The sequence below is a fragment of the Dyadobacter pollutisoli genome (assembly GCF_026625565.1).
In the GTDB taxonomy this organism is placed as follows: domain Bacteria; phylum Bacteroidota; class Bacteroidia; order Cytophagales; family Spirosomataceae; genus Dyadobacter; species Dyadobacter pollutisoli.
In genome coordinates, this window is record NZ_CP112998.1 from 2,682,335 (window position 1) to 2,704,857 (window position 22,523).

At 45.6% G+C, this 22,523-nt stretch carries 24 protein-coding genes; 16 read left to right on the forward strand and 8 right to left on the reverse strand.

Going from position 1 to position 22,523, the window contains the following annotated elements:
* Positions 1-40 precede the first annotated feature (40 nt).
* Genes ON006_RS11030 through ON006_RS11040 form a run of 3 tightly spaced genes read right to left on the reverse strand, consistent with a single transcriptional unit; the run spans position 41 to position 2,500 of the window.
* Positions 41-1,198, reverse strand: coding sequence for a nuclear transport factor 2 family protein (locus ON006_RS11030; RefSeq protein WP_244819836.1), 1,158 nt, complete (start codon positions 1,196-1,198; stop codon positions 41-43).
* Positions 1,199-1,210: 12 nt separating this feature from the next.
* Positions 1,211-1,621, reverse strand: coding sequence for an ester cyclase (locus ON006_RS11035; RefSeq protein WP_244819837.1), 411 nt, complete (start codon positions 1,619-1,621; stop codon positions 1,211-1,213).
* Between the two features lie 15 nt (positions 1,622-1,636).
* Positions 1,637-2,500, reverse strand: a complete 864-nt coding sequence (locus ON006_RS11040; RefSeq protein WP_244819838.1) for an ester cyclase — start codon at positions 2,498-2,500, stop codon at positions 1,637-1,639.
* Between the two features lie 613 nt (positions 2,501-3,113).
* Here ON006_RS11040 and ON006_RS11045 point away from each other — a divergent pair.
* The 5 genes from ON006_RS11045 (at position 3,114) to ON006_RS11065 (ending at position 7,739) form a co-directional block, all read left to right on the forward strand.
* Positions 3,114-4,079 (forward strand): GAF domain-containing protein, encoded by a 966-nt coding sequence (locus tag ON006_RS11045; protein ID WP_244819839.1) that lies wholly within the window; start codon positions 3,114-3,116, stop codon positions 4,077-4,079.
* Positions 4,076-5,122: a sensor histidine kinase gene (locus ON006_RS11050; RefSeq protein WP_244819840.1), complete on the forward strand. Its 1,047-nt coding sequence runs from the start codon at positions 4,076-4,078 to the stop codon at positions 5,120-5,122. The genes ON006_RS11045 and ON006_RS11050 overlap by 4 nt, the downstream gene beginning before the upstream one ends.
* On the forward strand, positions 5,119-5,892 hold the full coding sequence (locus tag ON006_RS11055; RefSeq protein WP_244819841.1) for a LytR/AlgR family response regulator transcription factor: 774 nt from the start codon (positions 5,119-5,121) through the stop codon (positions 5,890-5,892). Before ON006_RS11050 ends, ON006_RS11055 begins: the two co-directional genes overlap by 4 nt.
* 135 nt (positions 5,893-6,027) lie before the next feature.
* Positions 6,028-7,011: a bestrophin family protein gene (locus tag ON006_RS11060; RefSeq protein ID WP_244819842.1), complete on the forward strand. Its 984-nt coding sequence runs from the start codon at positions 6,028-6,030 to the stop codon at positions 7,009-7,011.
* Between the two features lie 5 nt (positions 7,012-7,016).
* On the forward strand, positions 7,017-7,739 hold the full coding sequence (locus tag ON006_RS11065; protein ID WP_244819843.1) for an LCIB family protein: 723 nt from the start codon (positions 7,017-7,019) through the stop codon (positions 7,737-7,739).
* Between the two features lie 34 nt (positions 7,740-7,773).
* Here the strand turns inward: ON006_RS11065 and ON006_RS11070 are convergent, their stop codons facing one another.
* From ON006_RS11070 to rluF, 3 genes are read right to left on the reverse strand one after another with little or no spacing between them, the layout of a single operon-like run.
* Positions 7,774-8,478: a hypothetical protein gene (locus ON006_RS11070; protein ID WP_244819844.1), complete on the reverse strand. Its 705-nt coding sequence runs from the start codon at positions 8,476-8,478 to the stop codon at positions 7,774-7,776.
* Between the two features lie 10 nt (positions 8,479-8,488).
* Complete coding sequence (locus ON006_RS11075; RefSeq protein ID WP_244819845.1) at positions 8,489-9,736, reverse strand: serine hydrolase; 1,248 nt, start codon at positions 9,734-9,736, stop codon at positions 8,489-8,491.
* Between the two features lie 11 nt (positions 9,737-9,747).
* Positions 9,748-10,494, reverse strand: a complete 747-nt coding sequence (gene rluF, locus ON006_RS11080) for a 23S rRNA pseudouridine(2604) synthase RluF (RefSeq protein ID WP_244819846.1) — start codon at positions 10,492-10,494, stop codon at positions 9,748-9,750.
* Positions 10,495-10,657: 163 nt separating this feature from the next.
* On the opposite strand from rluF, the gene ON006_RS11085 reads away from it, so the two are divergent.
* Complete coding sequence (locus ON006_RS11085) at positions 10,658-11,956, forward strand: acetylxylan esterase (RefSeq protein WP_244819847.1); 1,299 nt, start codon at positions 10,658-10,660, stop codon at positions 11,954-11,956.
* A 43-nt stretch (positions 11,957-11,999) separates the two neighbouring features.
* Complete coding sequence (locus ON006_RS11090) at positions 12,000-13,304, forward strand: Gfo/Idh/MocA family protein (RefSeq protein WP_244819848.1); 1,305 nt, start codon at positions 12,000-12,002, stop codon at positions 13,302-13,304.
* A gap of 361 nt (positions 13,305-13,665) precedes the next feature.
* On the opposite strand, the gene ON006_RS11095 is transcribed toward ON006_RS11090, so the two are convergent.
* The gene (locus ON006_RS11095; RefSeq protein WP_244819849.1) at positions 13,666-14,022 is read right to left on the reverse strand and encodes a hypothetical protein; all 357 of its coding nucleotides are present in this window, start codon (positions 14,020-14,022) and stop codon (positions 13,666-13,668) included.
* 175 nt (positions 14,023-14,197) lie between these two features.
* Positions 14,198-14,524: a tetratricopeptide repeat protein gene (locus ON006_RS11100; protein ID WP_244819850.1), complete on the reverse strand. Its 327-nt coding sequence runs from the start codon at positions 14,522-14,524 to the stop codon at positions 14,198-14,200.
* Between the two features lie 94 nt (positions 14,525-14,618).
* Here ON006_RS11100 and ON006_RS11105 point away from each other — a divergent pair, with 94 nt between their 5' ends.
* The 9 genes from ON006_RS11105 to ON006_RS11145 all read left to right on the forward strand — a co-directional run bounded on the left by ON006_RS11105 (position 14,619) and on the right by ON006_RS11145 (position 22,485).
* Positions 14,619-15,356, forward strand: a complete 738-nt coding sequence (locus ON006_RS11105) for an electron transfer flavoprotein subunit beta/FixA family protein (protein WP_244819851.1) — start codon at positions 14,619-14,621, stop codon at positions 15,354-15,356.
* 41 nt (positions 15,357-15,397) lie between these two features.
* Positions 15,398-16,372, forward strand: a complete 975-nt coding sequence (locus ON006_RS11110; RefSeq protein WP_244819852.1) for an electron transfer flavoprotein subunit alpha/FixB family protein — start codon at positions 15,398-15,400, stop codon at positions 16,370-16,372.
* Positions 16,373-16,660: 288 nt separating this feature from the next.
* Positions 16,661-17,257, forward strand: a complete 597-nt coding sequence (locus tag ON006_RS11115) for a bifunctional nuclease domain-containing protein (protein WP_244819853.1) — start codon at positions 16,661-16,663, stop codon at positions 17,255-17,257.
* A gap of 131 nt (positions 17,258-17,388) precedes the next feature.
* A complete protein-coding gene (locus ON006_RS11120; protein WP_244819854.1) occupies positions 17,389-18,267 on the forward strand; it encodes a cell division protein FtsX in 879 nt (292 codons plus the stop codon).
* Between the two features lie 55 nt (positions 18,268-18,322).
* Positions 18,323-18,538 (forward strand): DUF3098 domain-containing protein, encoded by a 216-nt coding sequence (locus ON006_RS11125; protein WP_244819855.1) that lies wholly within the window; start codon positions 18,323-18,325, stop codon positions 18,536-18,538.
* A complete protein-coding gene (locus tag ON006_RS11130; protein ID WP_244819856.1) occupies positions 18,535-19,314 on the forward strand; it encodes an undecaprenyl-diphosphate phosphatase in 780 nt (259 codons plus the stop codon). Before ON006_RS11125 ends, ON006_RS11130 begins: the two co-directional genes overlap by 4 nt.
* A gap of 34 nt (positions 19,315-19,348) precedes the next feature.
* Positions 19,349-20,050 (forward strand): tRNA pseudouridine(55) synthase TruB, encoded by a 702-nt coding sequence (gene truB / locus ON006_RS11135; protein WP_244819857.1) that lies wholly within the window; start codon positions 19,349-19,351, stop codon positions 20,048-20,050.
* On the forward strand, positions 20,047-20,973 hold the full coding sequence (locus ON006_RS11140; protein ID WP_244819858.1) for a bifunctional riboflavin kinase/FAD synthetase: 927 nt from the start codon (positions 20,047-20,049) through the stop codon (positions 20,971-20,973). The genes truB and ON006_RS11140 overlap by 4 nt, the downstream gene beginning before the upstream one ends.
* Positions 20,974-21,102: 129 nt before the next feature.
* A complete protein-coding gene (locus ON006_RS11145; protein WP_244819859.1) occupies positions 21,103-22,485 on the forward strand; it encodes a mercuric reductase in 1,383 nt (460 codons plus the stop codon).
* Positions 22,486-22,523: the final 38 nt, after the last annotated feature.

Sequence of the window (22,523 nt, forward strand, 5' to 3'; positions counted from 1 at the left end):
TTGGTCAGGCAATGGTCATTCATGGTCATTAGTCGCCTTTCTACTTGTTTACGGTAAAAGGTCGGCCGCCGAGAAACGCTTCTACTATCCAGGCGGTGTTAATGTAATTTTTGAATAAAGTCACTTTGCCTTCCTCGTTGGCGACTACCACATGTACCACGCTGGTTTTAAATGGTAACCCGGTTACTGTGGAAGTTCCCGCTTCATCAATGACAATGGCGGCGGTATCGCCATCGTAAATCAGTCGCGTAGGTTTGAAATGATCAAAATGCATGGTCGCAATGATCTGATTGGCAGACTCAGCGGCGGCATCCGGGCCAATCCGCTCTCCCGCCCAGGCAAGCAAGTCCGGCGGCCCAAAAATGTCCCAAACCACATTGTCTGCGAATACTTTGCGTACTTCCGGTACATTGAGCCCCTGCAATGCGGCATACATGGCACGGACCGTTTTCACAGTTCCCGTCGGAGTTCCGAACACCGCCGCATCGAACACGACGCTATCAGTATCCCGCGCTACGGCTACGGGTTTGATCACGTGATAATGCGAGTCAATGTGGCTTGGCTGCACTGTAAATGGCCGCCCGCCATAGATCGCTTCGATGATCGGATAAGTGTCGCGGTAGTACTGCAGATGGCTGATCTTGCCGTTTCTGACCGTAACCCAATGTACCACTCCTCCGCTAAAAGGTACTCCGTATTTTGACTGGCCGTGCCCATCAAGCACAACGGCAACTGTGTTGCCTTGTGCTATGTAACGGGTTGGTACCAGCTTCTCAAATGCCAGACCTTCGCTGAGTAAAACAAAAAACTTTGCAACCCCGAGATGTCCATTCCAGCCTCCTGCCCACGGCATAATGTCGGTAGGCCCGGCTACTTCCCAAAAAACATCCTCGGAAAGAAAGGTCAGGATATCTGCCAGGTCATTTTTTTCAAATGCCGCGTAAAATCTTTTCAACAAAGCTACGGGGTCAAGATCGAGTGCGTTCACGTTTTTCAGCACTGCGAGCTCTTTTCCAAGCTCGGTAAGCTGAACAACTGTATCATTTTCATTTTGTAAAAAGCAAAGGTCTTTTCTGCACAATTCGGGATCAGCAATAACCAGGACATCATTATCGGTATTGAAATCATCGATCAATACTGCTGCTGCCGCCAGCTGTCCGTTGGCTATCTCAAAATGTCGAACTCCTTTGCCTTCCATAAAATGGTGTTTTTAAAGCACTTTCAATTGTTGTAATAACCCCAGACTATCCTGGGCTACCCACATTTCGACTATTTTTCCTTCTTCAATCCTGAAAATATCGATTCCCAGATCTTTCACTTTCAATTGCGTGGTATCCCTTCCGAGAAAATTACCTGTATTCGTCGCTTCATATGACCAGCGGCTTACTACTTTGTCGCCTTCTGCTAGCTCATCGTGCAAAGTGAAATGAACGTCCGGAAATGCTATCAGCGCTGTTTCAAACCATTTTCTCAACGTGGGAGGCTGGTGTGCCTGCCCGGGCGGGAAGTGAAATGTGACATCTTCAACAGCTATCTCATCCAGTACTTCGAGTTTTTTGTCGTTCCACAATTCAAACCAATAGCGACGTACAATGGCCTTATTATCTTCTGTCTGATTCATAATTCATTAAGGTTTTCAGGAAGGTATTGCGCCAAGCTGCTGCATGAGGCCAAAATCATTTTCGTTCACATGCACAGAAACAATCTTTCCGTTTTTAATTGTAAAAATGTCAATGCCATAATCCTTTACGTGGTTACCCGTAGCTGGTGCCCCCAGGAATTCGCCCAAATGTGTACCTTCGATATTCCAGCGAGAAGCTACCTTGTTACCCTCGGCTGTCTGGCGCATAACAGTGAATTTGATATCAGGAAATGCGTTTCTGAGGTAGGTAACAAATCCTTTGAAAGCTGGGAAACCGGCGATCGGTTCTGGCTGTGTAGGAATGATGAAAGCAAATTCAGGATCCAGAATTTCTTCCACTACTTCCAACTTGCCCTGGCTCATGATTTCTTCAAAATAACGCGTGGCAAGTAGTTGATTGTGATCAAGGTCCAGTGTTACAGCAGGTGCATCTGATGGCAAAACTCCCAGCTGAAGCATCAGGCCAAGGGTATCTTCGTGACCAATGGATTCGGTGATCTTACCATCTTTAATGGTATGCCAGGTCATCCCGTCAATTTCAAAATATTTGCCTGTCGCATTTACATCTCCTTTTACTGTCAATAGTGGTCCGCCTGTGTGGGTACCACCTCCACGCCAGCGTGTTATAACCCAGTCACCACCGGCAACCATTTCCTGAGGATTGATATAAAAATCCGGGAATGAGCCGTGTAGCATACGAACAAGTCCCATAAACCCGTCAGGCCCGTGAAATGGCTCGGGGTGGGTTGGCAATGTGAAAACAAAATCCTCAGACAGGATCTCATGAGCAACCTGCTCATTCATTCCATTCATGATCTGATAAAAATAACGTCGCGAGAGTACCTTATTCGAATTCATCGTAGTTGATTTACCTGTTGAAGGATGGTTTAGAAATTATATTGTTTCACTTTTTATTCCTTTTGTGCTATAAATATCTCCATAAGCCCGGCGTCAGGCTTTTAAATAATTATTGAAACTGAAAAAAACAGAGGTGAACCGGTTGATTCGTGACCTCGAACCGACTGAAAACAGGTGAAGCCCCAAATGGAGGTGCCGAACTGAATGGCAGATATTGCTTGTCAAGGAAATCGCACAGGCAAGCCGGGAATTCGCTACAAAATTTTCAATAAATAGTACAAAAACAACTCAGAGCATGCTGCCGAGAAATATTTTGTATATATTTGATCCTCATTCTCAATTGTCCCTTTTATATTATTTTACATTTTGCAAGTAGTATAATTTCTACTTAATTCGGTATAATGGTAACAAGGTCCGCTTAGCTCGTTCGAGTAGTAATTTTCAGGCTTACACACGCTCTGAAAGCTCTTTGCAAACACGTCGTTTTGAATTTCCTGCCACACTGGTAAAAGGTATATTGTCATGTCCGGGTTTACCATTAGGTATTTTTTACTATTCGGTTTGAGTATTTTAACGGTTACAACTACCTTTCACAACTAAATCATTCTCTTCTATGAAACCTTTAAACCTCTTGATTGTTGCAATTCGAAGTGAGTGGCTGAGCCTCCTGGAAGATTCTCTTAGTTATGCTGGGTACCATTTTCAGATTAAACAGGTCAACTCGAAGCAGTCAGCTATCAAAGCTTTTCATGAATCAAAATACGATCTGCTGATCTCTAATTGCCTTCTGCCTGATGGTAAAATCACCGACCTGGCCAATGTGCTGGGAAGCCAGTTACCATGCCTTGTGATGACGGAAGGCCACTGCCCGGTTACGGCAGAAAGAGTGTTGGCGGTTACAGAAACCAATTATTATATCAATTGCTCTAATAAACTGGGCTGGATCCCTGCTCTTGAAAATACACTGACCAAATGGCGCAACAGCGCACAGCAGAAAATAGACCAGCATAATCAGAACAATGGCAACCTGTATAAGAAAGTACTGGCGCGTTGCGAAGAGGAATTATCGGCAGGCCACGCCGGCAAAAAAATTGATGAGTTGTTCCTGAATGCATTCGCCGTTCTGCTTGAAGTAATGGACCTGAGCAGGATCTATCTGTGTACCCAAAGCGTGAGCGAAGATGGCACGCATCACATAAGCAAACGTGCTGAACTGGCGGCTCCCGGCGTTACTCCCAAAGCACATTTTTCCAAAAGCCCGTCGGAAATCCCGTATTTCAAAAGATGGAACACATTGCTTTCTTCCGGCAAGCCTGTCATTGAATTTTCTTCATTCCTTACAGTCGCGGAACAACAACTGTTCGGTCGTCACGACATTCAATCCTTACTGGCCGTTCCTATTGTGGAAAATGGCGGTTGGGCCGGATACATTGCGCTGGAAGATACCCTGAATTCCAGAGAATGGACGGACGCCGAGATCTCGCTGATCGGAGCAATCGCTGCTATCATTCAAAAAAAGAACTTGTTGCAAAAAAAATCATCCCGGCTTACTAATGAATTACTGACCAGCCAGGTATGACCGCTGATTTGAATTACCGGAATGGGATGTCATTAGGTTGGCGTCTCTGTTTCATACTTAGCCTGTTCGCGACCATTCCACGGCTGATATTCGCGTGGCCGTCGCTTTTCCACCAGTCCGATATCGGTTCAGGAATTCTCGACATTTGCATACAATTCATTATCAGTTTCGAATTCGCCTGGATTTTTGTCTACATCTGCCTGCATTATACCTATGAAATGCCGAGCTGGTTCAACCGGCAAAATGCCTGGGTACAGCTCTTCCTGCTTCTTGTTCTTTTTCTGGGGATCAATGAAATTCTTTTCCAGCTAAAACTGGCCCTGGACGATGATAATTCGGATATTGTGATCTTCCGGGTTGTGTACTATCTATACCATGTTCTGCTGTTGCTGGCCATTCTGGGTTTCAGGAATTTTTTACTGACCACCCAGGAAAACCACAGGATCGGCCTCGAAAATGAGCAGCTCAAACGTGAGCAGCTCAAAGCGCAACTGGAAGCGCTCCGAAATCAGCTGAACCCGCATTTCCTTTTTAATGCATTGAACATTCTCAACATATCGATCTCTACAAATCCTGATTTGGCGCAGCGGATCGTGCTCGATTTGTCGGATATATTAAGGTATAACCTGAAAGTACAGAACCAGAGCCTGATCCTTTTGACTGATGAACTGGCCGCCGCGAAAGCTTATCTGGATCTATATAAAGCCCGGTTTGGCGAGAAAATGGCTTTTGAATTTATTGATACAGAAACTTCAAAACAATGGTACATCATTCCATTGTCGCTGCAAATACTTATTGAAAATGCAATCAAACATAATGTGATTTCCTCCCACCAGGTTCTGATGATCGAAGTAAGGCTTATTGAAACCGAAAAGCAGGTGATGGTGATGAACACGGTCAACAAAAAACTGAATTCGCCGGGAACCGGCATCGGCCTGCAAAACCTGGACAAACGCTACAAGATCCAGACGGGCCAAAAACCTTCCCTGGTTGCAGACGAACAACAATTTACCGTAAAAGTACCTTTGATTGAAGCTCCATGACAAGAATTCTAATTATTGAGGATGAAGAGCCAGCCGGGCAGTATTTAACTCAACTTATTCAAAAAATTGACCCGAAAACGGAAATTCTGGATGTACTGGAAAGCGTTGAAAACGCTGTATGCTGGCTCGGAAACAATCCTGTGCCGGACCTGATTTTCCTCGACGTACAACTCGGAGACGGTACCTGTTTTCAGATTTTTGAACAAATTTCTATCGGCTGTCCTGTCATTTTCACCACAGCTCACGATGAGTACGCGATGCGTGCTTTTAAACTCAACAGCATTGACTACCTCCTTAAACCAATCCGGCAGGAGGCCCTGAAATTCAGTCTCGACAAGTACTACCAATTGAATGAAGAGAATGCGATCACCAAAGTACGGTACCTCGAAGAGCTAATGCATTCGCAGATTTTAAATCGCAAAAATCCCAGAAGGAGCTTCCTGGTGCCGTACCGCGACAAACTGATCCCCCTCAAAGACATTGATTTTGCCTGGCTCACGATCCGTAACAGTGTGGTAGTCACGACGCTTCACGACGACAGGAATTTTGTACTGGACAAATCACTCGAAGAACTGGAAAATCAGCTGGACCCCGCCAACTTTTTCAGGGCCAACCGACAGTTCATTATTTCACGCCAATGCATTACTGAAATTGAACTGTACTTTAATGGCAGGCTGCTGGTCCGCACGTCTCCCTCATCGTCCAACCAGATACTGATCAGCAAGGAACGGGTACCGGTTTTCAAGAAGTGGTTTGAAGAACAGGCATAGGTACGGCAAATCTTCCAACTCCGTTTTTATCGGTTTGATCCTTCATATTTTCTGTTTCGCCAAACATTGAAAAAAGTTTTGAAGCCAATTTAAAATCTTGGGGCTTCAAAACTTTTTCTTTTTACCGAGACCGCAATGTATACCGCCCGTGAAATCAAGCTGGGGATCATTCTATCCTTTGCATGGCAAACCCTCCTATTCTTTTTCTTTTACTCCGCCATACTCTGCGGCGTGAGCTACTACACTGGTGTCACATTGGGCATTTCATTTGTTCCAATAGGCCTCATTGGTACCGCAGTGGCATTTTATGTGGGTTTCAAAAACAATTCTTCTTATGAGCGTTTGTGGGAAGCGCGCAGGATATGGGGTTCTATTGTGAATGCGAGCCGCACCTGGGGAACATTGGCCAGCACCTACGTGCAGACGCAGGATGGCGGTGTCGCTAAAACTGCATTGCTACACCGACAGATCGCCTACGTGAATGCACTGAGGATACAACTGCGGTCCAGAAGCGTCTGGAACAGTACGAGTTCCACTGCGCATACGGTCGTGCAGGATCATCATACAGGTGACAATTCTTCATTACAGGATCTGTTGCCCTATTTTCTGTCAGAGAAAGAAACTGCTTACGTTTTGTCCAAGAAGAACCCCGCCACCCACATCATGAAGGCCCAGGCGAGACAGCTGGAAGAGATCTTCAAAAAAGGCGAGATCAATGAGCTGTTTTATTTCCATATGATGAATGTCGTCCAGGAATTTTATAATCAGCAAGGAGCCGCTGAACGCATTAAAAACTTTCCTTTCCCACGTCAATACGCCTATTTCAGCAAGATTTTCGTATGGCTTTTTATTCTGGTACTACCATTCGGGCTAATCAATGAATTTGCAAAACTGGGGCCTAACCTGATCTGGCTGGCAATTCCAAGTTACATCATCATCGGCTGGGTTTTCAATACCATGGAAGTAGTGGGCGATACCAGCGAGAACCCTTTTGAAAACGCGATCAATGATATCCCTATGACGGCCATATGCCGTACCATTGAAATCGATCTCCGCGAAATGCTTGACGAAGATTCGGTACCGGCCGCGATAACACCAGTTCACAATATTTTAATGTAACCATTATGCTCGAACAAGTACGCAGGTATTTCCCCAAGGCTGTTTCATCCAACGATTTTGTAATGAATATTTACAAATCCCTGGAAAGCTACGCCCTCGCGCCTCACCAGATCATGCTCGCCCACTCGATCTGCTCAGACGATGTGAATGCGATCGAATACCCCGAAGAAGGCCGTCAGATGCTGGGGCCGTTTAATATGGGTGGTTTGAATGGATACCCATTCACAGGTCTTACAGGTATGAGCGCTTTTGCGCATCACGTACCGGAAGAAGGCGCTGCCATGGTTTTTTACGCCCCTCACATTGGCGTAAGCGAAAGCGGGGAGCTCGGCAAGATCATCCGCGTCGGGCAGGAAGAAGAATCCAGCTGCTGTGGTGCCGCAGTACTGGCGCTCAACAGACTAAAAAACAACGAAATAGTACCCGGCGACAAACCCGTCGACGACTATCAGCAACACTGTCTTCAAGAGTTTTTGTACAACAAAAAACAGCGGGTACTCTCATCCGCTCATCCTATTAAGGAAGCCACGGAAGTCATTTTTGAAGAATCAGGGCTAACAATCGATCGCCTGATTCCCAAAACAAGCTTCTCGGGACGGTACCTTTTTGTGATCGGGGCCATTATCATTAACACAGACTGGAAGTACGGTTCCTTCCTTGAACTTCGCCGTTTTGAAGAATGGGACATCAAAACCGGTCAGAAAATCAGGGACCTGATTACTCCATAACCAGCCACGAACCCCTGGGTAAATCAAAAAATACTTATAAGGAGCCGCAAAATGCCATCAATTTCATCACATCGGTCTCTTTTTCAAGATTGGTGTTATTGGCTTTCATGAATTCGTTGACTTTGCGTTTGTGGGAAGAATAGAGCCGAAGAAGACGCCCCTTTGTAGCGGGATAAATATGATCGTTTTTATCTATTAAATAAAAATTGGTCCTGCGCCGGAGAATAACCCTGTCGTTCCCTTCCAGAACTTGAACCCTGCCGTCGACGTTGGTAAAAGACGAAAAACTTGTTATTGCAGAACTGGAAGAATACTGGTCATAGGCTGCGTAGCGCTCATTTCCCATTCTTGTCAGGAACAGTTTTCTACCCAACCTCGCCCGTCCGTAGTCTCCCGCGATCTCCATATGTCCATGCCCTTTGTGATAAATAAAAGGGGTTTGACCTACCATAATATTCTTGATAAATTCCTTGTCATTCAGCAGCATGGTATCTCGGTTATTACCAATAAACATCACTTCTCCGTGCACTACGCTGTAATTCAACTTGGCTTTCGTTACTTTCCCGCCCCTGAACATAACTGCCCCGTCCTCAAATTTCTCGAATTGGAACCTGTCCCTATATGACATGATTTTGCTGATGTCGCTACCGTTCTTGAATCGATAAACGTCTTTGGAGGCCTGTGCAAACAGATTTCCGCATATTAAACTGAGCAATGCAAAAGCATATATTGATTTCATTGGCTAACCTTTAATATTTCATTATAAATTTAGACAAATCCGGGAGATATTTCCTTTTTCGGCTCAATTCAAATTGATAAATTACCTGTCCAAGGTTCTTCATAAAGGGATAGCAAACTTCCTTATACTCATATTTATCATCGTTGAAAACACCGTCTTCATTGGATTGAACTACCGCTGAGAGCATAAATTCGACCTTATTTTCAAAATCAACGATATAGGCATTGTCAATAATAAAGCCGTAAGAATCGCCGTACTTGTTGAAAATCCGCACATTAGGCTTCGGCACTGTCGCCTTATCCGCACCATAGAAAAGGAACTTCGCGTACACAGGCCAGAACTCACCTGAATCATAATGTGGATAGTCACTTTCGGTCGGGTACTTGCTCATGTAGGTATAAATCAGCCGGTAATCATCCTCCTTCAAATGAAACCGTTCGCTGGCTGGGAATGCTTCCGGGAACAGCAGTTTCTTCATAACCGACTGCTGATCCGTGAGGCTGAATGCATTTTTATTGGCCATATTGAACGGGCGCTCCACATACCGGTCCGAACTGTCCATATAAGCCTTGCCCATCAGCGTGTTGGACAGGTTCAAGGGATAATTCTTAGGATCAAATTGCCCCGCTTGTGTATATACGGATTGCCCGTTCTGGTAGAACGTCACCGGGTTAGTGTGCCGGGAGGTTTCCTCAGTGTCCCGCACGGCATATCGGTTCAGGATGCGACTGGTTGTCAGCTTGTGCTTTTGTAGTCTTTCATTAATCTCCTCGCGGCCAATGAACTCGTACAGACGATTGTAAGCATCATTATCGCTGACGAGCAATATTTTTTTGATATAATGTTCCAATGAAGGGAGCCCGCTGGTGGAAGAGCTATCATGATCAACCATTGTCTGTTTGGCAAAATCTGCCCCGGTGATCATCGTGCTCTGCTTGGTCAGGCCTGCTACATTCAGCTCATTCATTTTTTCCAAAGCAAAAATCACGGTCGGCAGCTTCACGGTACTGGCCGGAAAAAAATAATGCAGGTCGTCCAGATTGTAGCTGAATGTTCTGAAATGCGGAATATTGCTTTTGTCCCGGTCAATCTGCGTGTAGAGAATTTGTACCTGATTTTTCTGTGGATGATTTAAAATTCCGGAAAACAGCTTGGGTTTGCTACGCAGCAGTTTTTCGAGCAACAAGGTATCCGTTTGCTGCGCCAGACCATTCAATGTTATACAAAGCAGAAAACAAACTATATAAAATCTGGTCATAACGCTTAGTTTTACTCTTCCCACTCAGGCATATAAGATCCTTCCTCGGTTTTTACCGAACTTTCCACCGCTGCATTGATTTCTTTCATTTCCTCAGCCGTCAAATCGCGCCATTTACCCGTCGGCAGGTTTTGCAGCGACACATTCATAATCCTCACCCGTTTCAGTTTGGTAACCTTATATCCCAGGTATTCGCACATTCTCCGGATTTGTCTGTTCAAACCCTGCGTCAGCACAATGGTAAATACGTAGCTGCTTTCCTTTTTTACCAAGCACTTTTTGGTAATCGTATCGAGAATCGGCACGCCCGACGACATTTTTCTTACAAATTCCGGTGTGATCGGTTTGTCGACCGTTACTACATATTCTTTTTCGTGATTGTTACCGGCCCGTAAAATCTTGTTCACAATGTCGCCGTCACTGGTCAGGAAAATCAGTCCTTCCGAAGGTTTGTCAAGGCGGCCGATCGGGAAAATACGTCCGGCGTGGCGGATATAGTCAATAATATTGCCCTTTACATTCCTTTCGGTAGTACAGGTGATGCCAACGGGTTTGTTGAAAGCAATGTAGACACCTGCCTTTTTTGCTTTCAATGGCTTTCCGTCCACCCGCACGTCGTCCGCGTCGGACGCTTTATCACCCAACACAGCCTGCTTGCCATTCAATGTGACCCTTCCCTGCTCCACGAGCCTGTCTGCCTCGCGTCTGGAACAAAAGCCGGTCTCGCTTATAAATTTGTTAATTCTGGTCAAATCCAAGTTACTTAAACCAACAGGTAATCATTGTAAAAATTAAAAAACCATCGGCAAATTACAGCAAATCATAAAAATTATCCCGCAATAATTAAAGATTCGGCCGATTTGCCTCTTTAACTGACAATTCTAAATCTATTCAATTTCAAGACAGATCCTTTAACGTTATATGAAAAACCGATTTTTGCTTACCCATTTTTTCTTCTGGTTAACCATTATAGCCATTCATGCGCAGCCGGTCCGCAGGCCTATTGAAGTAATCGTAACGACCGATCATGACGACTGGACTTACAAAACCGGTGAAAAAGTGCAGTACACTGTTTATGTGATGCGCAACGGAAATCTCGTAAAAAATGCCTCCATACGCTACGAAATTGGTTTAGAAAAACTGGACCCGACCATTAAGGAAACTAAAACAGCTCCCGACGGCAAAATCACGATCGACGGCGGAACATTGAAAACGCCAGGCTTTCTGAGATGCATCGCCTGGGCCAATGTAGACGGCGGCGAATACCGCGGCCTGGCCACAGCAGGTTTTGAACCATTGAAAATACAACCCACCGTATCCAATCCCGAGGACTTCGACACATTTTGGGACAATGCAAAAAAAGAGCTGGCTACCATTCCGATGGACGCCAAAATGACCCTGCTTCCAGAACGCTGCACCGAAAAAACAAACGTCTACCATTTGAACCTACAAAATAACAGAGTAGGAGCGCGCGTCTACGGCATTCTCAGCGTGCCCAAGAAAGAAGGAAAATATCCCGCATTGCTACGTGTACCGGGTGCGGGCGTGCGTGCCTATTACGGGGATGTGACCACCGCCGATAAAGAAATTATCACGCTTGAAATTGGTATCCACGGAATCCCGGTCATTATGGATCCGTCCGTTTATACCGATATGGGCGCAGGGGTACTGAATGGTTATCCGGCTTACAATATGGATGATAAAGACAAATTTTACTATAAGAGAGTGTATCTGGGATGTGTGCGTGCCAACGATTTCCTGACAAGCCTTCCCCAATACGACGGTAAAAATCTGGCAGTGACCGGTGGCAGCCAGGGTGGCGCATTGTCGATCATCACGGCTGGTCTCGATCCCCGTGTGAAATGGCTTGGCGCATTCTATCCCGCATTGAGCGACGTAACGGGTTACCTGCATGGACGTGCGGGAGGTTGGCCTCATTACTTCGACAAAAACGGTGTCAAGGTGAACAACACCAAAGAGAAGCTAGCTACCATTGCCTACTATGATGTTGTGAATTTTGCAAGAAGAGTAAAACAGCCAGGCTATTATATGTGGGGTTTTAATGACGAAACTTGCCCACCGACTTCCATGTACTCCGCTTACAACGTCCTAACGGCACCGAAAGAGTTAAAACTTTACCTGGACACAGGTCACTGGACTTACCAGGAGGAAAGAGATATCATGAACAACTGGCTGATTGACAAGCTAAAAGGCAAGTAAACAGAGACTACAAACGCTTAACAAGACATTCAAGATCATTCTTATGGATCGTAGAACCTTTATTGAAAAGTCGGCATTGGCGGGGGCGGCGTTTTCGTCCCTCCCGCTCCTCTCCGCCCTGAAACGGGCAGCACCTTACCGGACAGCATTGATCGGGACCGGCTGGTGGGGTACCAATATTCTGCGCTGCGCGATACAATCCGGTGAAAACAAACTGGTAGCATTGTGCGATGTTGATGAAAATCAACTCAAAGTTTGCTCAGCGGAAATGGGGAAACTGACGCCGGACAAGCCGAAGCTGTACAAAGATTTTCGCGAAATGCTGGCCAAGGAAAAACCGGAAATCGTAATAGTCGCGACGCCCGATCACTGGCATCCGCTCTGCTGCATCGCCGCGATCGAGTCGGGCGCGCATGTGTACGTGGAAAAACCGATCTCGCATACCATTAAAGAAGGTCGGGCGATGGTCAATGCGACGCGCAAGCATGGAAAGATCGTGCAGGTGGGAACGCATAGGCGCGTATCACCGCACAATGTTTCCGGAATGGAATTTCTCAAATCAGGAAAAGCGGGGAAAATTGGAATGGCCCGCGCATTTGTACATTATGGCGGTGGTCCTGGCCAAAAAGTAGCCAATGAAGAACCGCCGCAAGGATTGGACTGGGATTTCTATTGCGGTCCTGCCCAGTTGGTACCTTATAATAAAACCATTCATCCACGCGGTTTCCGGGGTTATCTCAATTTCGCAAACGGTACGCTAGGCGATTGGGGAATCCACTGGCTTGACCAGGTACTGTGGTGGTCGGAGCAGAAGTATCCAAAGAAAATCTATTCAACCGGTGGCCGGGCTATACGGCAGGACAATACCGACGCGCCAGACCATCAGGTAGCAGTTTACGATTTCGACGGATTTACATTAGAATGGGAACACCGCAATTTCGCGGCCAATAATGCTGAAAAAACACATCCACAGCAGGCAGTAGGTGTTTATTTTTACGGGACAGAAGGCACATTCCACATGGGCTGGCTCGACGGCTGGACATTTTATCCTACCAATCCAAACAAACCTGTCATTCACCAGGACGCTCAACTGAACAAGCCCGATGACCAGAATATTCAGCAGCTATGGGCCAATTTCCTGGAATCCATTAAAACCAACAAGCCACCGATCTGCGAAATCGAAGTAGGCCAACGCTCAACCAATGTAGCTTTGCTCGGAATGCTATCTTACAAGCTTGGCAGAAGCATTATCTGGGACGGTGAGAAAGAAGTAATCGAGGGAGATGCGGAAGCGAATAAATTGCTGAGCAGAGAGTACCGCGGGGAGTGGAAATATCCGAAGGTGTAGGAAGGTACAGGGTAGCTTGAAGGTGTCATTTGTTGTCATGAGGTCATTTATTGTTTTCAATATGACTACAAATGACTATTAATGACTACAAATGACAACACCTGACTATTAATGACTGTAAAAAAAATCGGGTGCTGTCATTTGTTGTCATGAGGTCATTTATTGTTTTCAATATGACTACAAATGACTATTAATGACTACAAATGACAACACCTGACTATTAACGAGCATAAAAAAATCAGGTGTCGTCATTTGTTGTCATGAGGTCATTTATTGTTTAAAAAACATTGTATGACTTCTTGACTATAAGTGACAACACCTGACTATTAATGACTTGGATCTAACTAAGAACAGTGCCTAGTTAGTCAATCTTAACAACCTCAGCCGGGATGTTATATTGCTCAATAGTTTCGCGTGTAAACCTGACGTGGCCTCTCGGAGCCATCAGATACAATTTTGCGCCTTTCATGCCTGCAAGTTCGCTCAACAGTTTCCATTTTGAAATGCTTCCGCGAAGCTGATCGGTTTTAACCGAAACTTCCAGATAGTGTCTGTTGAACATATTTACTCCGGTTACGTCCGGGGTAAACTTAATATTGTCAGCGGCCCGCTCATATGACTTAGGTGTCTCATATCCCTCCATGTTGGCCTGGATATCCTTAAACCCATGAGCCTGTGCCCACTTTACCACAAGTGGAATAAATAATTCCTTTTCCATAATAATATAATGAATAATTTTTTTCCCCATCCTACTGGGAACTCACAATAAAAATCAAACTAAACTGAGCAGAGGAAAAGTATTTAACCGAAAGCAGTCTGGTATGTAGTATTCTTACGAAGCATGAAAGGTACGATTTTTTGCCCTAATGCGCAAATTTTGCCAAAAAATCAGTTCAGTCGTCGAGCTCGTCGAGAAACGTATTGTATGCCCTTTGCAGCTCCTGATGCGCCCTTGCATTCTTTTGTGAAAGCGCCAATGCCACACCTTTCTGATAAATTTCCTCAGCTTGTTCTACATTTTCGAGGGCAGCAAAAAATGCACCAGCGTGGTAGTATGTTGGCAGATAATCCGGATGTTGCGTCAAAAGTATTTTGAAAAACTGTTCCGCTTTCTTCGAATCGGACTTTACATATTCAATTGCGAGCGCGTAAATGTTAAATGGATCGTTTGGATCTTCTTCGTAAAATGCCAGTAAATCCGGAAGCAGTGAGTTGTTCATTGAATATTATTATGCTTGCATACTATTTAAGATTTCCCTAATTTGCCCGGACAAAGTTATTCTCATAAAAGTTAAGATTCATTACTAAATGCTCATGAAAATACTCGTTTGTATAACTAATGTACCGGATACAACCGCCAAGATAACCTTCACCGACAATGACACCAAGCTCAATAAAAACGGTGTTCAATATATTATAGGACCTTATGACGACTATGCGCTAGCACGGGGCGTAGAATTGAAAGAACAGTCGGGCGGGACGTTGACCGTATTGCATGTTGGCGAAGCCGATGCCGATCCGCAGATCCGTAAAGCGCTGGCAATCGGCGCCGACGATGCGATCCGCGTGAATGCCGATCCGCTGGATTCCTATTTTGTAGCTACCCAGATCGCCCATATCGCCTCGCAAAATAATTATGACCTGATACTGATGGGCCGCGAATCCATCGACTATAATAGTGGTGTAGTGCATGGACTGGTGGGTGAAATGCTGGGCATTCCCTCCTACTCGCCGGTGATGAAGCTGGATATCGACGGCGGCACGGCTACGATCAGCCGGGAAATTGACGGCGGAAAGGAAATCCTGAAAGCCCCGCTTCCACTCGTGCTAGGCTGCCAGGAGCCGATATCCGAATGGAAAATCCCAAACATGCGCGGAATCATGACGGCCCGTACCAAGCCTTTGAATGTGACAGAGCCGGTAAGCGTTGAAACCATGACGGTCCCTGAAAAGTATTCATTGCCAGCCCCCAAAGGTGCCTGCAAAATGATACCGGCCGGTGAGGCAGAGATGCTGATCAGGCTATTGCAAACCGAGGCCAAGGTCCTGTAAACTGCACTTCATCCTTTCAAAAACATTAAAACATTAGAAATATGTCGGTCCTGATATATGTAGAACTCGATAATGGTTCAATCAAAAAGACATCTCTGGAAGCGGTTGCTTACGGAGCAAGAGTCGCAGAACAACTAGGCGAAAAAGCAACCGTGCTGGCTGTCGGAAAGGCAGAAACTGCTGAGCTTGAAAAGGCCGGAAGCTATGGCGCAGTAAACGTGTTGCACGCGGCTGACGAAAAACTGTCCCACGAAAATGGCCTGGCCTATGCCGACGCGCTCGTTCAGGCGGCGCAGCAGGAAGGTAGCAAAGTGATCATTCTCAGTAAATCGGGGTTGGGAGACGCGATGGCTGCCCGCGCGGCGGCGAAGTTGAAAGCCGGGGTAGTTTCTGGTGTGACCGCATTGCCTGACACCAATGGCGCGTTCAAGGTTACAAGGAGCATATTTACCGGAAAAGCGTTCGCGACAGCCGAAATCAAATCGGACGTTAAAATATTGGTGGTCAAAAAGAATGCCATTGAAATAGACGAATCCCAGCTGACAGGCACAGCCGCCACTGTCAAAAGTTTCTCGCCACAATTGCGTGATTCGGACTTCAAAGCCACCGTACAGAATGTTGAAAAAGCTGATTCAGAATTATCATTGACTGAGGCTGAGATCATTGTTTCCGGCGGGCGAGGTATGAAAGGTCCCGAACACTGGCAGCCGCTACTCGACCTGGCGAAGGCGCTTGGTGCCGCAACGGGATGTTCGAAACCAGTTTCCGACCTGGATTGGCGTCCGCATCATGAACATATCGGGCAAACGGGCATCAAAGTTGCGCCGAGCCTGTACATTGCCTGCGGGATTTCCGGTGCTATTCAGCATTTGGCTGGTGTGAATGGCTCAAAATGTATCGTAGTGATTAATAAAGATCCCGAAGCTCCATTTTTCAAAGCAGCGGATTATGGAATTGTTGGAGATGTTTTTGAGGTCTTGCCGAAATTAACAGAAGCAGCGAAAAAATTGAAATAACCTCGTAAAACAGCCGTTTTCCAAATTAATCGGAATATTTCCCGTACGGTTTGTCAAAAAACATCCTTAGAAATCAGATGTTTAACCCGGTCAGTTTCACTCGTAACTGTTATTAAGATTCCTTTCCACCCGTACAGCATTTTTTTATGCAGTACGGGTTATTTATTTTTGCAACTTCGACCCGCTAATCCGGATCGGCAAGGCAAAGTCACCTACTCATAAGAATAACTACTTATTCAGGCATAATTCACCACAACTGTTAACAATACTTGCGCATTTAGTTTAAACGTGAAAAAAATTAAGTTAGAAATCCTGGGGCTATCCCCAAGCCAATCCCAGGCCGGCTCTTTTGCGCTGGTTCTCGGAGAAGAATTGGGCAACCGCCGCCTGCCTATCATTATAGGTGTGTTTGAAGCGCAGGCTATCGCTGTTCAGATCGAAAATATCGTCCCTAACCGCCCTATGACGCATGACCTGTTCAAGTCATTTGCTGACGGGATGAATTATACATTAAAAGAAATCGTCATTTCTGATCTCAAAGAAGGCATTTTTTACGCCAAGATCGTCTGCACAGACAGTCTCAGAGAAGTAGAAATTGATGCCCGCCCTTCCGACGCCATCGCTATCGGACTAAGGTTTGACATTCCTATATTTACCTACGAGGCGATTTTATCTGAGGCAGGGATCGTTTCAAGCTCATTAACCGAGGAAGAGGACGAAGACGAGGATGCAGTGCGCGAAACGTTGAAAACTTCCGGCTCTTCCAAAGATCAGCTGCGCGACCTTACCTTCGACGAGCTGCAAAGAATGCTCGACGATGCACTCGCAAAAGAAGACTACGAAAAGGCTGCCAAGATCCGTGATGAGATGGGCAGACGGAACTAATCGAGCTCATTAAGTTAAAAATAGTTAAGGATAGCCTGATTTCGGCTCTTTTGAAATTTAAATCCTTATTTTTGCCATTGTTCGTTAACTTCGAAAGCTGAACAAAACGACAAGCGAAATCTTACGCTGCTATGCCTAAAAAAAAGAAGATTGGAAGTTACCCCAATGCCATGATCGTAATGAGCCTCACGGCTGCGTTATTTCTGATTGGATTTTGCGGATTGCTGGTAATACAATCGAAAAAACTGGTTTCTATTATTCGCCAGAACATTGAAGTCCGGGTTTTTCTGAACAAAGAAGAAACCAAGGCCGGACAGGATTCCATTCTGAATATCATTAAGGTTAAACCGTTTGTGCTGACTGCAACGGACGTTAAGCCGATCACATTTGTCTCCAAAGAAGAGGCTGCCAAAGAATTTATCGAAGGTACCAAAGAGGATTTTGCCACATTCCTCGGTGAAAATCCATTGCGCGACAGTTATCGTGTCAAAATCCAGGAAGAGTATTTCGAGGAGGCCAAGTTACAGCTGATCAAAAAAGAGCTCGAACAGATTAAAGGCGTTTACGAAGTCGTGTACCAGGAAGACCTGGCTGACAACATTAATAAAAACGTCACCAAAATATACGTGGTACTGGCCAGCTTCGCATTGATCATGCTCATTATCATCGTCTTGCTGGTTAACAATACTATTAAGCTGGCGATCTATTCGCAGCGGTTCCTGATCCGCAGTATGCAGCTGGTGGGTGCTACCAATGGTTTTATCCAGCGTCCGTATGTAATGCGCGGTGCGATCCAGGGGCTGGTAGGCGGCGTACTGGCAGGCATTATGCTCATCGGGTTGCAACAACTTGCTGTTCGTAATGTAGAAGGCCTTGCGATGCTGCAGGAATACGACAAGATCGTAATCCTGGTCCTGACCGTACTTTCACTTGGCATTTTAATAGGAGTCGCCAGTACCTACCAATCATTGGCCCGTTACCTGAGAATGGCGCTGGACGACCTGTACTGATTGATTTTTCATTTCCTTTTGACTATTCGATACAATAAAAGAAACCACAAAAGACATGAGTAACACGAAAAACGAACTCCCATTTGCGACATCGAACTATACCACGATGCTGATCGGTATTGCAGTTATTCTCGCAGGCTTTTTAATTATGACCTTCGACAGTGCTGAATTTGGTTTTGGTTTCTTAGGTCTGACCCTTGGCCCTCTTGTGACAATAACGGGCTTTATCATTGAGTTTTGGGCTATTCTACGTAAACCCGCTAATTCATGAGTATCTGGCAGGCGATTATTTTAGCAATTGTTGAAGGGATTACAGAGTTTTTACCAGTTTCTTCCACCGGCCACATGATCATTGCTTCCTCCTTCATGGGGATCAGTCATTTGGAGTTCACCAAAATGTTTACCGTTAACATTCAGTTCGGCGCTATTCTTTCCGTACTGGTACTTTACTGGAAACGTTTCTTTCAGACAACCGATTTTTATTTCAAACTAGCTGTTGCTTTTCTTCCCGCAGCTATTATTGGTTTTCTGCTCAACGATTTTATCGACTCTATGCTTGAAAACGTCGTGGTCGTAGCCATATCATTATTGGTTGGCGGCATTATCCTCGTTTTTATAGACCGCATTGCCAACGACAATACCCGCGAACGCGAAATATCATACTTCGATGCATTGAAAATCGGTTTTTTTCAATGTATTGCCATGATACCCGGCGTTTCCAGATCCGCTTCCACGATCATCGGAGGAATGTTGCAGGGATTGTCACGCAAGCAGGCTGCTGAGTTTTCTTTCTTCCTGGCGGTGCCTACTATGGCTGCTGCGGGCGGGTACAAGCTCCTCAAAACTTATGACACCATTCAGGCAGAGGACATTAAAGTGCTTTTGATCGGGAACCTGGTCGCATTTGTAGTAGCGATGCTGGCCATTAAATTTTTCATCAGCTTTCTGACCAAATACGGTTTCAAGGTGTTCGGTTACTACCGTATCATTCTGGGACTGGTATTGTTGGGACTGCTGGCCTCAGGATACAAGCTGGACATTGTTTAAGCCACTTGCCTGACCATTTATTTTCACCAAGAATTTGAATAACGAAAACAACATACCAGACGAAGGCGAAGTCATTTTAATCGACAAGCCTTTGACCTGGACTTCATTTGATGTGGCCAACAAGCTGAAAAGAGCTTGCAAGTTCAAGAAAATCGGCCACGCGGGAACACTTGATCCACTCGCTACCGGCCTGCTGATCCTGTGTACCGGTAAGAAAACCAAACAGATCGATAGTTACCAGGCGCAGGAAAAAGAATATACCGGCACCATGGTTTTGGGTAAAACGACACCGTCCATTGACCTGGAAACTGAATTCGACGCCGAATATCCCACCGACCACGTTACGCCCGAAGTGCTCGAAGAAGCACGGCTCAAACTGGTTGGAAATATAGAGCAGGTTCCTCCTATTTATTCTGCGGTACGTGTTGACGGTGAGCGTCTTTACAAAAAAGCGAGACGTGGCGAAGAGGTTGAAATCAAAAAAAGGAATGTTACCGTTTCACTTTTTGAAATTGATGCCACCAACTTTCCTTCCATTGATTTTAGGATCATTTGTTCAAAAGGTACTTATATTCGCAGTATGGTTCGGGATTTTGGTCAGTTGGCCGGCAGTGGCGCCTATATGAGTGCGCTGTGCAGGACGAGGATCGGAGCCTTTGAACTGAAAAATGCATGGGATCTGACCGATTTCATTCATCAAAAAAGAGTCGAGTTGAAGTTAGAAGTGGACGAATGAATATTTATCATAGCCTTGATTCCTTTGATAAGCTGGAATATGGCGTCGTAACAAGCGGTACTTTTGACGGGGTGCATCTTGGACATAAAAAAATACTTTCCCGTCTGAAAGAGATTAGTGAGCAGTCGGGAGGAGAATCCGTGGTGCTTACTTTCTGGCCTCACCCGCGCATGGTAGTTTCGGACGACAGCCAGGGATTGCAGCTACTTTCCACGATCGACGAAAAAATAGAACTTTTTGCCCAGCTTGGCATTCAGCATCTGGCGATCGTCCCTTTCACCCGCGCTTTCTCAGAACTTTCGTCAGACGAATTCATTCAGCAGATCCTCGTTGACAAAATCGGCACCAAAAAACTGGTGATCGGCTACGACCATCGTTTTGGACGAAACCGGGAAGGCAGTTTTGAATTCCTTCAAAAGAACTGCTCTGCCTATGGTTTTGAAGTGGAAGAAATTCCCCGCGAAGACATTGAAAACATGGCAATCAGTTCGTCAAGAATCCGCAAATCTCTGGTGACCGGACATATTCATGAAGCGAATGAACTGTTGGGACGCTACTATACCCTGTCGGGAACGGTAGTGAAAGGCAAACAGCTTGGACGCACTATTGGATTCCCCACAGCCAACCTGCATTTGCACGAATCTTATAAGTTGGTTCCGATGAATGGCGTCTACGTCATTCATGCCACCCACCAGGATGTAACGTACAAAGGAATGCTGAACATTGGCGTACGCCCGACCGTGGACGGTACCATGCGGACAATTGAGGCACATTTGTTTGATTTTAATCAGGAAATTTACGGCGAAGACCTCAAATTGGAACTGCTGCATTACCTGCGCCCGGAACAAAAATTTGACAGTCTGGATATGCTCGTCAAGCAGATTAACATAGATAAAGCAGCTTCGCTGAATTACTTCTCATAAAATACTAGGGCCGAAAGGCTACATCAGGATTTTGAAATAAAAGCGTGTCTCGATAGGCACGCTTTTATTGTTACCGGCTATACGTAACTTTCACGGTCTTCGTGCATTCGTCACACTGAAAATACTTTTATGAAACATTATGATGCGATTGTCATTGGCTCCGGCCAGGCAGGTACTCCCCTTTCCAAAAAACTGGCTCAATCTGGCCTGAAAACAGCATTGATTGAGCAACGCTGGGTTGGCGGCACCTGCGTGAACGATGGCTGCTCACCTACCAAAGCAATGGTAGCATCCGCCAAAGCCGCCTGGTCGGTAGGTCACAACAAGAAGCTGGGTGTTGTTTCCGAAAAGACGACCATTGATTTTAAAACCATTCTCAAAAGGAAAAACGACATTGTGCAGTCCATGCGGAAGAATGTCGAAAAGGGGATTAATGAAACTGCCAATCTCGATCTATATTACGGTTCTGCGAGTTTTTCAGCTGAAAAGGAAATCACCATTGCATTAAACGATGGAAAACCGCTGGTACTTTCCGCAGATCAATTCTTCATCAATACCGGGTTAAAACCGCGCATTCCTGAAATTGAAGGCATCGACAATATCGAGTACCTCACTTCCACGTCGATCATGGAACTTAGTGAAATCCCGGAACACCTGCTGATACTGGGAAGCGGCTATATTGGTCTGGAATTCGGGCAAATGTTCCGAAGATTCGGCAGCAAAGTGACGATACTGGAAGCTTCGGAAAGGATTCTGAAAAAGGAAGACAAAGATATTGCCGAAGAGGTCGCCAATATTTTGAAAGAGGAAAGAATTGAAATGTTGACTGGCAGTAAAGCAGTTAAAGTTGAAAAAACAGGAAATCACATCGTTGCTAATATTGAGTCAGGTGATAAAAAGACCACAATCGAATGTTCCCATATGCTGGTAGCAACGGGGCGCGCACCTCAAACCGATGCCCTGAATCTTAAAGTAACGGGTGTGGAAACGGACGAAAAAGGGTTTATCAAAGCCAATGACAAGCTGGAAACCACCGCGAAGGACATTTATGTACTTGGAGACGTCAAAGGCGGTCCGGCATTCACGCATATATCGTTTGACGATTACCGGATTTTGGAGGAAAATATCATTCGGAAGGGAAAAGCTACCATTACCAACCGGCTCGTTCCCTACTGCATGTTCATCGATCCTCAACTGGGGCGTGTGGGAATAACGGAGCAAGAAGCTAAAAAACAAGGACTGGACTTCAAGGTAGCGACATTGAAAAACGACAGTGTCGCCAGGTCCATTGAAACCGGTGACGAAAGGGGGCTGATGAAGGTCATTGTAGACGCCAAAAGTAAAAAAATCCTGGGCGCCGCGGTGCTTGCCGAGCAAGGTGGTGAAATCGCGGCGATCCTTCAAATGGCCATGATGGGCGGCATTACCTATGACAAAATTCGCGATGGCGTGTTCGCGCATCCCACTTATGCGGAATCACTGAATAACCTTTTTATGACGCTTGATGAATAAAGAACCGATCATTTTTGATTATAAATGGATCGAATTCG

What these genes read in the sequence shown, in the direction of transcription:
- ON006_RS11030 (WP_244819836.1), bottom strand. Translation starts at nt 1,198, where the DNA reads ATGGAAGGCAAAGGAGTTCGACATTTTGAGATAGCCAACGGACAGCTG.
- ON006_RS11035 (WP_244819837.1), bottom strand. Translation starts at nt 1,621, where the DNA reads ATGAATCAGACAGAAGATAATAAGGCCATTGTACGTCGCTATTGGTTT.
- ON006_RS11040 (WP_244819838.1), bottom strand. Translation starts at nt 2,500, where the DNA reads ATGAATTCGAATAAGGTACTCTCGCGACGTTATTTTTATCAGATCATG.
- ON006_RS11045 (WP_244819839.1), top strand. Translation starts at nt 3,114, where the DNA reads ATGAAACCTTTAAACCTCTTGATTGTTGCAATTCGAAGTGAGTGGCTG.
- ON006_RS11050 (WP_244819840.1), top strand. Translation starts at nt 4,076, where the DNA reads ATGACCGCTGATTTGAATTACCGGAATGGGATGTCATTAGGTTGGCGT.
- ON006_RS11055 (WP_244819841.1), top strand. Translation starts at nt 5,119, where the DNA reads ATGACAAGAATTCTAATTATTGAGGATGAAGAGCCAGCCGGGCAGTAT.
- ON006_RS11060 (WP_244819842.1), top strand. Translation starts at nt 6,028, where the DNA reads ATGTATACCGCCCGTGAAATCAAGCTGGGGATCATTCTATCCTTTGCA.
- ON006_RS11065 (WP_244819843.1), top strand. Translation starts at nt 7,017, where the DNA reads ATGCTCGAACAAGTACGCAGGTATTTCCCCAAGGCTGTTTCATCCAAC.
- ON006_RS11070 (WP_244819844.1), bottom strand. Translation starts at nt 8,478, where the DNA reads ATGAAATCAATATATGCTTTTGCATTGCTCAGTTTAATATGCGGAAAT.
- ON006_RS11075 (WP_244819845.1), bottom strand. Translation starts at nt 9,736, where the DNA reads ATGACCAGATTTTATATAGTTTGTTTTCTGCTTTGTATAACATTGAAT.
- ON006_RS11085 (WP_244819847.1), top strand. Translation starts at nt 10,658, where the DNA reads ATGAAAAACCGATTTTTGCTTACCCATTTTTTCTTCTGGTTAACCATT.
- ON006_RS11090 (WP_244819848.1), top strand. Translation starts at nt 12,000, where the DNA reads ATGGATCGTAGAACCTTTATTGAAAAGTCGGCATTGGCGGGGGCGGCG.
- ON006_RS11095 (WP_244819849.1), bottom strand. Translation starts at nt 14,022, where the DNA reads ATGGAAAAGGAATTATTTATTCCACTTGTGGTAAAGTGGGCACAGGCT.
- ON006_RS11100 (WP_244819850.1), bottom strand. Translation starts at nt 14,524, where the DNA reads ATGAACAACTCACTGCTTCCGGATTTACTGGCATTTTACGAAGAAGAT.
- ON006_RS11105 (WP_244819851.1), top strand. Translation starts at nt 14,619, where the DNA reads ATGAAAATACTCGTTTGTATAACTAATGTACCGGATACAACCGCCAAG.
- ON006_RS11110 (WP_244819852.1), top strand. Translation starts at nt 15,398, where the DNA reads ATGTCGGTCCTGATATATGTAGAACTCGATAATGGTTCAATCAAAAAG.
- ON006_RS11120 (WP_244819854.1), top strand. Translation starts at nt 17,389, where the DNA reads ATGCCTAAAAAAAAGAAGATTGGAAGTTACCCCAATGCCATGATCGTA.
- ON006_RS11125 (WP_244819855.1), top strand. Translation starts at nt 18,323, where the DNA reads ATGAGTAACACGAAAAACGAACTCCCATTTGCGACATCGAACTATACC.
- ON006_RS11130 (WP_244819856.1), top strand. Translation starts at nt 18,535, where the DNA reads ATGAGTATCTGGCAGGCGATTATTTTAGCAATTGTTGAAGGGATTACA.
- ON006_RS11140 (WP_244819858.1), top strand. Translation starts at nt 20,047, where the DNA reads ATGAATATTTATCATAGCCTTGATTCCTTTGATAAGCTGGAATATGGC.
- ON006_RS11145 (WP_244819859.1), top strand. Translation starts at nt 21,103, where the DNA reads ATGAAACATTATGATGCGATTGTCATTGGCTCCGGCCAGGCAGGTACT.